Genomic DNA, 14,552 nt, shown 5'->3' with positions numbered 1-14,552 from the left:
ATGGCCCTGCGCGACCGGATTTCTGGGTCGCGCAGGGCTTGGGCGGGATCCGGCCGCCGGGTTCAGGAGGATGCTGCGGCGTAGTGACGGACTTCGGACCCGGGCATTGCCGCGGTTTTCAGCAGGTCGAACATATATTGCGCGACCGAACGGAAGCAGACGATGCGTGCCGAGGTGCCATCCGGCATCCAGAAGGCGGCAGGCACCTGGGCAAAGCGGGTGCGGCGGAACATGGTGCCGCTGAACTGATCCGGGTGCATGTCCACCGGGGCCAGTTTCGCGATCACCTCGCGCGCGTGGTCGCCCTTGATGTCGAAGACCGCCCGCGCGTCCGAGACGTTGACCACCAGCGCATGGCTGCCCGCCAGCTTTTCGCGAAGATCTGCCAGACGGTCCTGCACATCCGCATAGGCACAGATGATCAGCAATTCGTCCGGCGACATCCAGGCGATGCCCTGGCTGCCCTGGGTGTTGCAATGTCCCTGCTCGGGCAGGTTGACGCCGCCTGCGGCCACAGCAGCCTTGACCAGCGCCTTGTCCGACAGGTCGCCGCGCAGGGTGATCATGCCGATGGGGCCGATTTCGGATATTGTCACCAGACCGGTGTCGTCAGAGATATTCTTGAGCGCGCTTACAGGATCAGACATTCTGCTTTTCCCCGTCCTTGTCATAGAAAACCGGATCGACGATCCGTGCCTCGTAAACCTTGCCGTCCACCCCGGGGAAGCTGATCACCTCGCCCATGCGGTCGGGTCCGTGCAGGACCAGCCCCATGGCGATCCCCTTGTTGAGGTTGGGCGAATGATAGCTGGAGGTGACCCGCCCGATGGTGTTGCGCTGACCGTTGTCGTTGGTCCCCTCGCCCACCGCATAGGCACCATCCGGCAGGGTGCTGCCATCGGTGGTTTCCAGCCCGACCAGTTGCCAGCGCTCGGGGTCGGTCATATGGCTGCGCGCCTGGGCGCGTTTGCCCAGGTAATCCTCTTTCTTCTTGGAGATTGCCCAGTTCAGGCCCAGATCCTGCGGGATCACGGTGCCGTCCGTCTCGTCCCCGATCATGATGAAGCCCTTTTCGGCGCGCAGGATGTGCAGCGCCTCGGTGCCATAGGGCATCACGCCCAGATCGGCACCCACCGCCATCAGCGCATCCCAGAGCGCCTGACCATAGCTGGCATCCACCGCGATCTCATAGCTCAGCTCACCCGAGAAGGAGATGCGATAGACCCGGCAGGGATAGCCGCCCAGCGTGCCATCGGCCCAATCCATGAAGCCCAGCGTCTCCTTGCTGACATCCATGCCACCCAGGCGCTCCAGCGCCTGCCGGGCATTGGGGCCGACCACGGCGATCTGCGCATATTGCTCGGTCACATTGGCGACATAGACCTGCCAGTCCCACCATTCTGTCTGCAGCCATTCCTCCATATGGGCATGGATGCTTTCGGCACCGCCGGTGGTGGTGTGGCACAGCCAGGTGTCTTCGTCGATCCGGGCAACCACGCCGTCGTCGATCAGGAAACCGTTTTCGTTGCACATCAGCCCATAGCGGCATTTGCCCGGCTTCAGGGTCGACATCATGTTGGTGTATAGCATGTCGAGGAAACGGCCCGCGTCCGGCCCCTTGACGATGATCTTGCCGAGGGTGGAAGCATCGAGCAGCCCGAGGTTCTCGCGCACGTTCTTCACTTCGCGCATGACCGCGTCATGGGTGCTTTCGGAACCACGTTTGAAGGCATAGGGCCTGCGCCACTGGCCCACGGGCTCCCATTCCGCGCCGTTGGCGTCGTGCCAGCCGTGCATCGGGGTGCGGCGCAGCGGCTGGAAGGTGGCACCGCGCGCCCCGCCCCCGATCGCGCCCATGGAAATGGGGTGATAGGGCGGGCGGAACGTGGTGGTGCCGACCGTCGGGATCTCTGCATCCAGCGCGCCGGCCAGCGTGGCAAGCCCGTTGATATTGCTGAGTTTCCCCTGATCCGTCGCCATGCCCAGCGTGGTGTAGCGCTTGGCGTGTTCGACGCTGACGAAACCTTCCTGAGCCGCCAGCCGCACGTCAGAGACCTTGACGTCGTTCTGGTAGTCCAGCCAGGTCTTCTCACGCAGCTTGGCGCTGGCGCCATGGGGCATCATCCAGACCGGTGCCAGCGGTGCCTCCTCGCGGCGGGCAGCATTGGGGGCGCTGATGTCGCGGGGCAGCTTGAAGCCCAGTGTCGTCAACACACCGTCCGCTGCCGCATGCGCGTCATGCAGCACGTCGTCCAGCGGGAACATGCCCGAAGCCGCCCCTGCGGTGGTGACAAAGCCGACGCCATCCGCGCCTTTTGGCGGGTTATCCACATCCGGGCTGAAACAGGCCCGCTTGCTGTCCCAGCGCAACTTTCCGCCGCAATGGGACCACAGGTGCACCACCGGAGACCAGCCGCCGGACATGGCAACCGCATCGCAGGCGATCTCTTCCAGCACCGCGCCCTCACCCGCCTGCGAACAGATCGCGACACCGGTCACGCGCTTGCCACCTTTCACGGAGGAAATCGCATGGCCCATCAGAATGCGGATGCCCAGGGCACGGGCCTGCGCGACCAGCTCGCTGTCCTGCGGCAGCACGCGCGCATCCAGGATCGCAGGCACGTCGAGGCCGGCCTGCTTGAGCGCAATTGCCGTAAGGTAAGCATTGTCGTTGTTGGTGACCAATACCGTGCGATCCCCGACCGATACGCCGAAGTTCACCAGGTAATCGCGCATGGCGCCGGCCAGCATCACACCGGGAATATCGTTTCCGGCAAAGCTGAGGGGGCGTTCAATGGCGCCGGTGGCGGTGATCACGTGACCTGCCCGGATGCGCCACAGACGGTGGCGCGGGCCTGCCTTGGCCGGTGCGTGATCGGTCAGCTGTTCATAGCCCAGGACATAGCCGTGGTCATAGACCCCTGCCCCCATGGTGCGCGGGCGCAGCTGGACATTTTCCATCTGCGAAAGCTCTTCAAGAATTTCTTCCACGAACTTATCCACAGGCTTGCCATCGACGGTGCCACCATCGACCGGCGCGCGCCCGCCAAAGTGGTTGGTCTGTTCCAGCAGCAGCACACGCGCGCCGCTGCGGCCTGCGGTCCGCGCAGCCTCCAGCCCCGCGACCCCGCCGCCGACGATCAGAACGTCACAGAAGGCGTGGAAATGCTCGTATGTGTCCTCGTCCCGCGCCTTGGGCGCCTTGCCCAGACCGGCGGAGTGGCGGATGAAGGGCTCGTAGACATGTTTCCAGAAGCTGCGCGGATACATGAACATCTTGTAGTAGAAGCCCGCGGGCAGAAACTTGCTGAGGTGGGTGTTGATCGCGCCCACGTCGAATTCCAGGCTGGGCCAGTGGTTCTGGCTGGAGGCTTCCAGCCCGTCGAACAATTCGGTCGTGGTGACACGCTGGTTCGGCTCGAACCGGCCTTCGCGGCCCAGATTGACCAATGCGTTGGGCTCTTCGGGGCCTGCCGCAACCACGCCGCGCGGGCGGTGGTACTTGAACGACCGGCCCATCAGCATCTGGTCGTTCGCCAGCAGCGCAGAGGCAAGCGTATCGCCCTCATAACCGCGCAACTGCTTGCCGTTGAAGGTGAAATTTACCGGTTTGGCGGTGTTCAGCAGGCGTCCGCCTGTGGCAAGTCTGGTGCTCATGAACGCGAACCTTTGTGCGGGCGGAGGGTGCGGGAGCCTCCGGCGGGGATATTCAGGGCCAAAAAGAGAATGGGTGTCGGGATCATGTTCGCGGATCCGGCGCATCGGGGCGGCGGTCGGCGATCTGGTCCAGTATCTCCTGCGGCGGCTCGACGGTCTGGGCCGAGTAGCTGCCAAAGATTTCAAGCGTCATGGTGCAGCGCGCGACATGGAACCATTTCCCGCAGCCGTATTGGTGCCGCCAGCGTTCGAAATGCACGCCCTTGGGGTTCTTGCGCATGAAGAGGTAGCCTTCGAATTCATCTTCGGATGATCCGGGGCCAAAGCGTTTCAGATGCGCCTCGCCGTGGGCGTGGAATTCGGTTTCCTCTGCGGTCACGCCGCAGTTCGGACAATGGATGGTCAGCATGGCGATGTCCCGTGGCATTGGGGCGCAGACAGGCGCGAAAAGGGCGAGAGAACGGCAAAAAGGCCGATGCCCGCAGGGGCATCAGCCTGAATGCAGGTGGTGTCGTTGGTCTTATTCGGTTGCAGCAGGTGCGGTTGCGTCGCCGCCGGAGTTGTCCGTGGCAGGGGCAGGCGCTTCGCTGTCGGCCGCAGGTGCATCTGCGGCAGGTGCAGTTGCGGACGGCTCTGTGCCTTCGACGGTGATGTTGACGTCGTTTGCGCCTGTGCCGGCGCCATCATAGCCGCCGCCAAAGACGAAATAGGCAAGGACCGCCACGACAAGGACCAGCGCCGCGACGATGATGCCGACGCTGTTGCCGCCCGACGTGGTGGTTGTGGTTGTTGTTGTGTTGCGCTCCGCTGTGGTGCGGTGCTCGGGGTTTGTGTTCTCGGAATGTGCCATGACCTGGTTTCTCCTTTGTTTCCCTTGATCAGGGACACAACGAAAGAAGTAACCAACCGGTTCCGGCCTGCGGACAGCGCAACACCACGCACCGGCGCATTATCGCCTGTGCCGTGCAAGCTCCGGGACAACTTCGGATGCGCGGCCATCAGTGTGCCACCCCTGCCGCGACGGATTCGTCGATGAAGCGGCCTTCGGTAAAGCGGTTCAGGCCAAAGGCGTCGGTCAGGGGCGAGCGGCCCTTGGCGATCAGTTCCGCCATGGCCCAGCCTGAGCCGGGGATCGCCTTGAACCCGCCGGTGCCCCAGCCGCAGTTCACGAAGATGCCCTCGACCGGGGTCCTGGACAGGATGGGCGAGCGGTCGCCGGTGACATCGACGATCCCGCCCCACTGGCGCAGCATCTTCAGGCGGCTGACCATCGGGAAGGTCTCGATCAGGGCGCGCACGGTTTCCTCGATATGGTGGAAAGACCCGCGCTGGGTGTAATTGTTGTAGCCGTCGGTGCCGCCGCCGATCACCATCTCGCCCTTGTCGGATTGCGACATGTAGCCGTGCACGGTGTTGGCCATCACAACCACATCCATGCAGGGTTTGATCGGCTCGCTGACCAGCGCCTGAAGGGCAACGGATTCAATCGGCAGGCGGAAACCGGCCATATCGGCCAGATGTCCCGAATGGCCCGCGACCACCATGCCCAGCTTGTCGCAGTCGATGTCGCCGCGGGTGGTGGAGACACCGGTGACCTTGCCACCGGTCTGGCGGATGCCGGTCACTTCGCATTTCTGGATCACATCCATGCCCATGTCTGAGCAGGCCCGCGCATAGCCCCAGGCCACGGCATCGTGCCGCGCAGTGCCGCCGCGCGCCTGCCACAGCCCGCCCAGCACCGGGTAGCGTGGCCCGTCCAGGTCGATGATCGGCACCAGTTCCTTGACTCGCTGGGGGCTGATGAATTCGGTGGTCACGCCCTGCAGCGCGTTGGCATGGGCGGTGCGCTTGTATCCGCGCACCTCGTGCTCTGTCTGGGCCAGCATGATCACGCCACGGGGGCTGAACATCACGTTGTAGTTCAGGTCCTGGCTCATGGTTTCGTAGAGCGAGCGCGCCTTTTCATAGATCGCCGCTGACGGATCCTGCAGATAGTTGGAGCGGATGATGGTGGTGTTCCGGCCGGTGTTGCCGCCCCCCAGCCAGCCCTTTTCCAGGATCGCCACATTGGTGATGCCAAAGTTCTTGCCCAGGTAATAGGCCGTGGCCAGCCCGTGCCCGCCCGCGCCGATGATGATCACATCATAGCGCTTTTTCGGCTCGGCATCGCGCCAGGCTCGGGTCCAACCGCTGTGGTGGCGCATCGCTTCACGGGCCACTGCAAAAACGGAATATTTCTTCATGCTCTCTGGGTCCCTGCTTGGCTGGAGTAGGCAGATTCGGGTGGTGCGCGGTCGCTTACCCCGTTCTGGCTGTCTTGACCAAAAAAGGAATAATGGCCACGGCACTCCTTGGCAAATTTGCGACATGGGTCGCGATTGTTGCAGGCGCGCCGTGAGGGTGGTCAAAATGTCCCCTTTTGTGCATGGGGTTGAATGACTAGGTATTCTTGAATTCGAATCTGTCGGGGACTGCATGACGTTCTGGATCATCACCTGCGCGATGGCGATCATGGTCGCTGCCCTTTTGGGGCGCGCGATGGCGCGTGGCGCAAGGGCCGGGACGGAGGATGCGGCATCCTATGATCTGCGGGTCTACCGCGACCAATTGGCCGAAGTGGAACGCGACGTGGCACGTGGCGTCATCCCCGCCGAGGATGCCGAACGCGCAAGGACAGAGATTTCGCGCCGCATTCTGGCGGTGGGTTCCACAGCCGGGAAAACCCTCGCTGCCGGCAGGGGTTCACCGCGCGTCCTTTATGGGCTGCTGGCGCTTGTGGTGGTTGCCGGGTCCTTGCTGCTTTACCGCACTGTGGGTGCGCCGGGCTATGGTGATCTGGGCCTGGTCGACAGGATCGCCTTTGCCGAAGAGATGCGCGAGAACCGTCCCAGCCAGCAGACCGCCGAGGAAAGCCTGCCGCCGATGCCTGCAGAACCGGGCATTACCGAAGAATTCCAGACCCTGATGACCCGCCTGCGCGAAACGGTCGCGACGCGGCCGGAGGATTTGCAGGGCCACCGGCTGCTGGCAAGCAACGAGGCGAGGATCGGCAATTTCTCGGCGGCGGCAGTGGCGCAGCAAGAAGTATTACGGATCAAGGGAGAAAGCGCCACCGCTGCCGATTACAGCGATTACGGCGAGTTCCTGATTCTGGCGGCGGGGGGATATGTCTCTCCGCAGGCGGAAACGGCGCTGCGGGCGGCACTGGCGCGCGATGCGCAGGACGGGCGGGCGCGCTATTATGTCGGGCTGATGATGGTGCAGACCGGACGCCCGGATGTCGCCTTCCGCATCTGGGACGGGTTGCTGCGGCGCGGCCCCGAGGATTCGCCCTGGATCGCCCCGATCCGCGCCCAGATCATGCCGGTCGCGGCGCTGGCCGGGGTGGACTATGAAATGCCGCAGCCAACTGCGGCGCGCGGCCCCTCTGCCCAGGATATCGAGGCCGCGGCGGAAATGAGCGCGCAAGACCGGATGGAGATGATCGGCGGCATGGTGGCAGGCCTGTCTGACCGTCTGGCGACCGAAGGCGGCCCCGCGACAGACTGGGCGCGGCTGATCACCTCGCTGGCGGTGCTGGACCGCGCCGAGGAAGCCCGGCGTATCTATGACAACGCAGTGGAGGTCTTTGACGGGGATGCCGCCGCGCTGGATATCATCAGCCGCGCGGGTCAGCAGGCCGGGGTGGCGGAATGATATACGAAGATATGGCGGAATTTGCCGCTGCCCTGCCCCCGATGTCCGCGCTGATCGGGCTCGACCTGGGGGAAAAGACCATCGGTGTCGCGGTCAGCGACAGCTTCCTGAGCGTGGCAACACCGCTGGAAACCATCCGGCGCAAGAAATTCGGACTGGATGCCGCGCGCCTGACAGAGATCATCCGCGACCGGCGCATCGGCGGGTTGGTGCTGGGATTGCCGCGCAACATGGACGGCTCCGAAGGGCCGCGCTGCCAGTCCACCCGCGCCTTTGCCCGCAACTTCGACCGGCTTTTGCCGCTGCCGATCACCTTCTGGGACGAGCGGTTGAGCACGGTCGCCGCCGAACGCGCGCTGCTGGAGGCGGATACGACACGAAAGCGTCGCGCGGAAGTGATTGATCACGTCGCAGCGGGCTATATTCTGCAGGGCGCGCTGGACCGTCTGGCGGTGATGCGCAGGCAGGGAGCCGGGGATGACTGACGAGATCTGGAAACGCGCCGAAATCGAAAGCCCCTGCGTCAAGATCTGCGTGGTGCATCCGGAATCGCGGCTGTGCACGGGGTGCCTGCGGTCGATTGACGAGATTGGCCGCTGGTCCCGGATGACACCGGAAGAACGGCACGAGATCATGGCGGAATTGCCGGGCCGGGCGGGTCAGTTGACCAAACGCCGGGGCGGCCGGGCCGCGCGCATGGCGCGGCAGGGTAAATAAACCGGATAAAAGCGGGTTGTTGTCAGCGGTTGCCGGCAATCTGGTAGAGCAGGTCGAGCCCGAAATCCGCGGTGATCGCCCCTTCGGCGCCGGTCGGGGCGTGGTTGCCATTGGCGGCGAAACGGCTCAGCCTGGCAAAGCTGCATTTGCGTTCCAGTGCCGCGGCCTGGAGTTTGCCGAATGCCATTGTTTTGCGGCCGTTCTGAGCGGCGTTCCAATACGCCACTGCGCCGTCGGGTCCTGTCAGAATAATGTTCATTTTGCCGTCCCAAGATCAAAAAATTTATGATCCATGAATTGCTGCAGGAAAAGGCAACAATGAGGCGCAGTCGAGGTGATTGTTGGGAAATCGGGCGGATGTTCAGCCGTTCAGCCAGGCGGAGGCGGAAATTTGTGGCCGGAAATAGGCAATCATCCGACCCTCCGGCGGGGCTGTTGCGCCTTTGGCCCAGGGGGCGACACCGTGCAAGAGATGGCGGTGCAGCAAGGTGGCCTGCCCCGGTCTGGCCAGAACCTGCACCGGTTCAATCGCCTCGAAAACCCGGCGCCTTGCGGCACCATAGGCTTCGGTCAGATCAACCGTTTCCGGGGCGCTGTCCCCGATGGCGCGGCGCAGGGCATCGCCCATGATCCTGTGACTGCCCGGCCAGACCATCAGCGGTGCGGCGTCCGCCTGGTTCAAAGGCAGGCCCAGGATGAAACCATGCGGCTCGCGCAGGTAGCGGCGGCGGGCCGCACCCTCGGGCAGCAACCCGTCCACATGCGCGGCATGACGGTTGATGCGGAACCGGTGGTTGGCGTCACTCTCTGACGGGTCCTGCCCCGGATAGCCGGGATAGACGATGGAAAGCTGCGCGCGGTGCCAATGGTCCGGCGGTTCGATGAAATCCACCCAGGGTCCATGAAGCGGCACACCGCCGATACTGCCGTCCGGGTCATTGGGCAATGCATCCACGCCGACAAACCAGGTGCCCGCGTGACGCAGATTTTCGGCACGGATGGCCGGATCGCGCGCAAGCTCCAGCGCAACGCGATGCGCTGCCTGCGCCCAGCGCAGGGTGGCCGGGTCCGGGTCGAATACCCGGAAGCCGCTCACCAGCCCAGTGCCTTGCGGATCATGTTCAGCGCCACGAGGATCAGGAAGACCGAAAACACCCGTTTGAGCGGTTTCGGGTCCATCGCATGGGCCAGCCTGACCCCCAGCGGCGCGGTGATCAGCGTCATCGCGATCACAATGCCAAAGGCGACGAGGTTGACTGTCCCGATGGTCAGCGGCGGCACCCCCGTGGTCATCGGAACAAACAGGAAGCCGATGACAGATGGCACCGCGATCAGCACGCCAAAGCCTGCCGCCGTGGCGACAGCCCGGTGAATCGGCGTTGCATAAAGGCTCATCAACGGCACGCCGAAACTGCCGCCCCCGATGCCCATGAGCACCGACAGGAAGCCGACAGCGGGCGAGAGCAATGCCCGGGTGATCCCCCGCGGCATTGCCGCCCCCAACCGCCATTCCGACCGGCCCAGCCCCATATAGAGGCCCACAACCAGCGCAAGACCGCCAAAGATCGCCTGCAAGGTGCCCGAGCGCAATTGCGCGACCAGAAGCATCCCGAGCACGGCCCCGATCACGATTCCCGGTGCCCAGCCGCGCAGGATGTCCCAATCGACGGCCCCCTTCCGGTTATGGCTCAGCACGGAGCGGACCGATGTGACGATGATTGTCGCCAGGGAGGTCGCCAGACACATCTGCATCAGCTGCGGCCCCTCATAGCCAAGGGTCTGAAAGGCATAGAAAAATGCGGGAACCAGAACGATGCCGCCACCGACACCCAGAAGCCCCGCAAGAACGCCGGCAAAGGCACCGATAAAGGCCAGAAGCACCCCCATCTGGATCAAAAGCATCGTCTCTGGCATGGGGTATCTCCTCTTTGACGCCCCCTGCTACACCGCCTGCGCCTGCTGCGCCAGCGCCTCGATCTCGGCCAGTGCCTGCGCCACCAGTTCGGGCCCCGCGCCCGGCTTGCTGGCCCCTTCGGACAGGCTCCGCCGCCAGCCGCGCGCCCCGGGGCGGCCCGCGAAAAGGCCCAGCATGTGCCGGGTGATCTGGTTCAGCCGCCCGCCCCCCGCCAGATGCGCCTCGATATAGGGGAGCATGTCGCGGACGGCCTGTTCCGGCGTGCTGTCAGGACCTGCGCCAAAGATGCGCCGGTCTGCCGCGCAGAGGATCTCTGCCGGGCTGTGATAGGCGGCGCGCCCGACCATGACGCCGTCCAGCCCCCCGTCCAGAAAGGCCTCTGCCTCTTCCAGCGAGCCGATGCCGCCGTTGACCGAAATATGCAGGTTGGGGAAATATTCCTTCATCAGGTGGACAAGCGGGTAATCCAGCGGCGGGATGTCGCGGTTTTCCTTGGGGCTGAGCCCCTGCAGCCAGGCCTTGCGTGCATGGATGCTGACACGGGTGCAGCCGGCAGCCACGATCCGGGCCAGAAAATCCGGCAGGACGTCGCGTGGTTCCTGATCATCGACGCCGATGCGGCATTTCACTGTCACCTCCACATCCACCGCCGCCTGCATCTCGGCCACACACTCTGCCACACGGGCGGGGTCTTTCATCAGCACCGCACCAAAGGTGCCCGATTGCACCCGGTCAGAAGGGCAGCCGCAGTTGAGGTTGATTTCGTCATAGCCCGCATCCGCGCCCAGCCGCGCCGCCTGCGCCAATTCGCGCGGATCGGAACCGCCAAGCTGCAGCGCCACGGGGTGTTCGCTGACGTCATGTTCCAGCAGATGCACCGCACCGCCGCGCACCAGCGCAGGCGCGGTCACCATCTCCGTATACAGCAATGCCCGCCCGCTCAGCAGCCGATGCAGATAACGGCAATGGCGGTCGGTCCAATCCATCATCGGGGCGACCGAGAGGCGGGACGCGACGTGGACCGCTCTGTTTCTTTCAGAATTCAGCATAGAACCTTGACCTGACCGGTGCGATTTTCGAGCTTTCGCCACCGGCGGCGCGATATGCGCCACCGGCAATTCGCTGAACTAACAGAATCACATCCCGAATGAACAGCCCCCGGTTTCCCGGAAAGTTGCCCCGTTCAGCCTGCAGTGCCGGTTTTCGGACTGATCATCGCTCCCACGCCGGTAAAGGATGTGGGATCAGGCGCGACTGGTTCCGTTGACGGGACATCAGGACAGCGAAAGACCATCTTCCGCTATCCCCGTTTGCAGCCATCCGCCGTGCAATATTCTTTCAGTGCCGACCGGACGCCCTGCTGCCAGATCAAACGCAGCCAATGTTCGAACCGCTGCGAGAAGGCCTCCTGCCCGGCAAGGTCGCCGTAGATGCCCCTCATCTCCAGCCAGGCGGCGGGGCGGTCGCGCGCGGCTTTGGCTGTTTCGGTCAGCTTGTCCCACATCGGATCGTTCGGTTCGATCACGCTGCCATCCTCGCGGGTGCCTTCGCACATCCGCGCCCAGCAGGCCTCGACCAGGGCCAGACCGTCCAGCGGCAGCCCCCCCGCCAGCGCCCGGCGCACCAGAGGCAACACGAATCCGCTGTGCCGCGAACTGCCGTCAAAGGCGACGCGGCGGGTGGTATCCTCGATCTTCGGATTGGAGAACCGCGCCGCGATCAGGTCGACATAGGCCACCGGGGTAATCTCCGGCACAGGCGAGACATGGGGCACGATTTCACGCAGGGCCACCTTGCGGAACAGCCCGCCCACCTCGGGATCGGCCATGCAGTCAGAGATCGTGGCAAGCGACAGGATTTCACCCGCATTCGCGATCACCTGGTGCCCGGCGTTCAGGATCCGGATCTTCATGGTTTCATAGGCGTGGACATTGTTCGAAAATGTTGCCCCCGCCTTATCCCAATCCGGCCTGCCGGCGCAGAAATCATCCTCGATCACCCATTGGCGGAAATTCTCGTGGCAGACCGGGGCTGCATCCTCGATGCCCAGCGCACGGGCCTGGGCGATCTGGGCGGGGCCGGTGGCGGGCACGATGGAATCGACCATCGAATTCGGAAAGCTGCAATTGCCATTGATCCAGCCCGCAAGCTCCGGGTCCTGCATCCGGGCCAGGCCGACGATGATCTGGCGCAGAATATCGCCGTTGCCTTGCAGGTTGTCGCAGCTTTGCGCGGTAAAGGGGCCTGTGCCCGCGTCGCGGCGCAGCCGCAGGGCCGCCACCATCGCGCCAAAGGCAGTGCGCGGATTGTCCGGGTTCTGCGCATCATGCAGTATGTCCGCGTGGGTCGCGTCAAAGGCCTTGCTCACCGGGTCGATGAAATAGCCGCCTTCGGTCACCGTCAGGGCCACGATGCGGATGTCGGGCTGTGCCATCCGGGCGATCAGGGGGCCGTTGCCCTCCTTGATCGGCACATAGTCGATCATCGCGCCCACAACCTCTGCTGACTGCGATGAGGGCGACAATTCGATCAATGTGGTCAGGTAATCCTGCCCGGCCAGCCGCAGGCGCATCGCCTCGTCATAGGGGCGCACCCCGGCGCCCACGATCGCCCAATCGAGCGCCGCGCCCTGCTGCATCAGCCGGTGCAGATACCATGCCTGATGTGCGCGGTGGAAATTGCCCACGCCGATGTGGACAATGCCCGGCGTCAGGGTGCTGCGGTCATATACCGGCCGCAGGATGTCGTCGGGCAGGTCGGGGAGTGTGGCGTTGGACAGTTTCATCTCAGCTCATCCATTGGCCGCCGTCCACATTGTAGGTCTGTGCAACGATGTAATCCGCCTCGGCAGTGGCGAGAAAGACTGCCATGCCGGTCAGGTCCCCGGCCCGGCCCATCCGGCCAAAGGGCACGGCCTCGCCGACTTCGCGCTTTTTCTGGCCCGGGGCCTTGTTCTCGTATTTGGCAAAGAAGGCATCGACGCCGTCCCAATGCTCCCCCTCCACCACGCCGGGGGCGATGGCGTTCACGTTGATGCCGTGCTGAATGAGGTTCAGGCCGGCAGATTGGGTCAGGCTGATGACCGCCGCCTTGGTCGCGCAATAGACTGCGACCAGGCTCTCGCCGCGGCGGCCCGCCTGGCTGGCCAGGTTGATGATCTTGCCGCCGCCCCCCTGCGCGATCATCTGCCGTGCCACCGCCTGCAGGGTGAAAAGGCATCCTGACACGTTGATGTCAAAGGCGCGCTGATAGTCCTCGCGGGTGATCTCGATGATCGGGGCCGCGGTAAAGATCGCGGCGTTGTTGACCAGGATGTCGATCTTGCCGAAACGGGCGACCGCAGCTTCGATCGCTGCGTCGATGCTGGCCTGATCGGTCACGTCCATTGCCACGGCGTAGGCGTTTTCGCCCATCGCCGTGGCTGTCTGCACTGCTCGTTTCTCGTCGATATCCGCGATCACCACCTGCGCGCCTTCGCGCAGGTAGGCTTCCGCGAAGGCCTGTCCGATGCCCCGCGCCGCGCCGGTGATCAGCGCGGTCTTTCCTGCCAGTCGCTTCATCCGATCCGCAATCCTGCTGCATCAAAGCGGTGGATTTCATCCGCACGGGGCGAAAGATGGATCGTATCGCCGTGGGTCAGGCTGATGTCACCGATGGCACGGACGGTCAGCGTGTCGGCCAGCCCGGTGTTGTGGATGTGAAAAAACGTGTCGGAGCCAAGGTGTTCGGCCACGCCAACGGTGCCCTGCCAGGTGCCGCCGCTTTCGACAACGTCGATATGTTCGGGCCGGATGCCGATGGTATGGGCGTCATGTTTCGCCGCCTCCTCGCCGGTGATCAGGTTCATCTTGGGCGACCCGATGAAACCGGCGACAAAGGTGTTGCGCGGGGTGCGGTAAAGCTCAAGCGGGCTGCCCACCTGTTCGATCACACCTGCCTGCAGCACCACGATCTTGTCGGCCATGGTCATCGCCTCTACCTGGTCGTGGGTGACGTAGATCATCGTCGTGGCCAGCTTCTTGTGCAGTTCGGAGATTTCCATCCGCATGCCCACGCGCAGGGCGGCATCGAGGTTTGACAGCGGCTCATCAAACAGGAAGGCCGCCGGTTCGCGCACGATGGCGCGGCCGATGGCGACCCGCTGGCGCTGGCCGCCGGACAATTGGCCGGGGCGGCGGTCGATATAATCGGCCAGGTTCAGCACCTGTGCCGCCGCATCCACGCGCCGGTCGATTTCGGTCTGGTCCATCTTGGCCATCTTCAACGGGAAGGCGATGTTCTTGCGCACCGTCATATGCGGGTAAAGCGCATAGGACTGGAACACCATCGCCAGCCCGCGCCGCGCCGGAACCACATCCGTTGCATCCTGGCCGTCGATCTCGATATGGCCGGTGGTGATGTCCTCCAGCCCCGCGATCAGCCGCAGCAGGGTGGACTTGCCACAGCCCGAGGGGCCGACGAAGACGGTGAATTCGCCATCCTTGATGGTCAGATCCAGCGGCGGGATGACCTGCACATCGCCAAAGGATTTCGTAACCTGTTTAAGTTCAATCTGTCCCATAATTCC

Annotated in this window: 15 protein-coding genes; 3 read left to right on the top strand and 12 right to left on the bottom strand. The window is 64.0% G+C overall.

What is annotated here, in order from left to right; translation table 11 throughout:
• Positions 1 to 62 precede the first annotated feature (62 nt).
• The 5 genes from ACWNZ3_RS06385 to ACWNZ3_RS06365 form a co-directional block, all read right to left on the bottom strand.
• Positions 63 to 647, bottom strand: a complete 585-nt coding sequence (locus ACWNZ3_RS06385; protein ID WP_269365004.1) for a sarcosine oxidase subunit gamma — start codon at positions 645 to 647, stop codon at positions 63 to 65.
• Positions 640 to 3,657: a sarcosine oxidase subunit alpha family protein gene (locus tag ACWNZ3_RS06380; protein ID WP_496901575.1), complete on the bottom strand. Its 3,018-nt coding sequence runs from the start codon at positions 3,655 to 3,657 to the stop codon at positions 640 to 642. The genes ACWNZ3_RS06385 and ACWNZ3_RS06380 overlap by 8 nt, the downstream gene beginning before the upstream one ends.
• Positions 3,658 to 3,739: 82 nt before the next feature.
• Entirely contained in the window at positions 3,740 to 4,066 is a 327-nt protein-coding gene (locus ACWNZ3_RS06375; protein WP_269365186.1) for a sarcosine oxidase subunit delta, read from the bottom strand.
• A 111-nt stretch (positions 4,067 to 4,177) separates the two neighbouring features.
• Positions 4,178 to 4,507, bottom strand: coding sequence for a hypothetical protein (locus ACWNZ3_RS06370; RefSeq protein WP_274576297.1), 330 nt, complete (start codon positions 4,505 to 4,507; stop codon positions 4,178 to 4,180).
• Between the two features lie 148 nt (positions 4,508 to 4,655).
• A complete protein-coding gene (locus ACWNZ3_RS06365; protein WP_269365010.1) occupies positions 4,656 to 5,900 on the bottom strand; it encodes a sarcosine oxidase subunit beta family protein in 1,245 nt (414 codons plus the stop codon).
• Positions 5,901 to 6,132: 232 nt separating this feature from the next.
• Here ACWNZ3_RS06365 and ccmI point away from each other — a divergent pair, with 232 nt between their 5' ends.
• Genes ccmI through ACWNZ3_RS06350 form a run of 3 tightly spaced genes read left to right on the top strand, consistent with a single transcriptional unit; the run spans position 6,133 to position 8,070 of the window.
• Positions 6,133 to 7,353, top strand: a complete 1,221-nt coding sequence (ccmI, locus tag ACWNZ3_RS06360; protein WP_496901574.1) for a c-type cytochrome biogenesis protein CcmI — start codon at positions 6,133 to 6,135, stop codon at positions 7,351 to 7,353.
• Positions 7,350 to 7,838 (top strand): Holliday junction resolvase RuvX, encoded by a 489-nt coding sequence (ruvX, locus tag ACWNZ3_RS06355; protein ID WP_269365013.1) that lies wholly within the window; start codon positions 7,350 to 7,352, stop codon positions 7,836 to 7,838. The genes ccmI and ruvX overlap by 4 nt, the downstream gene beginning before the upstream one ends.
• On the top strand, positions 7,831 to 8,070 hold the full coding sequence (locus ACWNZ3_RS06350; protein ID WP_269365015.1) for a DUF1289 domain-containing protein: 240 nt from the start codon (positions 7,831 to 7,833) through the stop codon (positions 8,068 to 8,070). Before ruvX ends, ACWNZ3_RS06350 begins: the two co-directional genes overlap by 8 nt.
• A 22-nt stretch (positions 8,071 to 8,092) precedes the next feature.
• Here ACWNZ3_RS06350 and ACWNZ3_RS06345 read toward each other — a convergent pair whose 3' ends face one another.
• From ACWNZ3_RS06345 to ACWNZ3_RS06315, 7 genes are all read right to left on the bottom strand, one after another.
• The gene (locus ACWNZ3_RS06345; RefSeq protein ID WP_496901573.1) at positions 8,093 to 8,257 is read right to left on the bottom strand and encodes a hypothetical protein; all 165 of its coding nucleotides are present in this window, start codon (positions 8,255 to 8,257) and stop codon (positions 8,093 to 8,095) included.
• A 174-nt stretch (positions 8,258 to 8,431) separates the two neighbouring features.
• The gene (locus tag ACWNZ3_RS06340; RefSeq protein ID WP_496901572.1) at positions 8,432 to 9,166 is read right to left on the bottom strand and encodes a hypothetical protein; all 735 of its coding nucleotides are present in this window, start codon (positions 9,164 to 9,166) and stop codon (positions 8,432 to 8,434) included.
• On the bottom strand, positions 9,163 to 9,984 hold the full coding sequence (locus tag ACWNZ3_RS06335) for a sulfite exporter TauE/SafE family protein (RefSeq protein WP_496901571.1): 822 nt from the start codon (positions 9,982 to 9,984) through the stop codon (positions 9,163 to 9,165). Before ACWNZ3_RS06335 ends, ACWNZ3_RS06340 begins: the two co-directional genes overlap by 4 nt.
• A 27-nt stretch (positions 9,985 to 10,011) precedes the next feature.
• Complete coding sequence (dusA, locus tag ACWNZ3_RS06330; RefSeq protein ID WP_496901570.1) at positions 10,012 to 10,974, bottom strand: tRNA dihydrouridine(20/20a) synthase DusA; 963 nt, start codon at positions 10,972 to 10,974, stop codon at positions 10,012 to 10,014.
• Between the two features lie 311 nt (positions 10,975 to 11,285).
• Complete coding sequence (locus ACWNZ3_RS06325; protein WP_496901569.1) at positions 11,286 to 12,770, bottom strand: mannitol dehydrogenase family protein; 1,485 nt, start codon at positions 12,768 to 12,770, stop codon at positions 11,286 to 11,288.
• A 1-nt stretch (position 12,771) separates the two neighbouring features.
• Positions 12,772 to 13,545: an L-iditol 2-dehydrogenase gene (locus tag ACWNZ3_RS06320; RefSeq protein WP_496901568.1), complete on the bottom strand. Its 774-nt coding sequence runs from the start codon at positions 13,543 to 13,545 to the stop codon at positions 12,772 to 12,774.
• Positions 13,542 to 14,546 carry an ABC transporter ATP-binding protein gene (locus ACWNZ3_RS06315; protein WP_496901567.1) on the bottom strand — a complete coding sequence of 335 codons (1,005 nt, stop codon included), beginning with the start codon at positions 14,544 to 14,546 and terminating at the stop codon, positions 13,542 to 13,544. The genes ACWNZ3_RS06320 and ACWNZ3_RS06315 overlap by 4 nt, the downstream gene beginning before the upstream one ends.
• Between the last annotated feature and the right edge of the window lie 6 nt (positions 14,547 to 14,552).

The sequence above is a fragment of the Sulfitobacter sp. IGS-18 genome (genome assembly GCF_059628195.1).
Note: the sequence above shows the minus strand (reverse complement) of the source record. Positions and strands in the feature narration are given on the sequence as shown.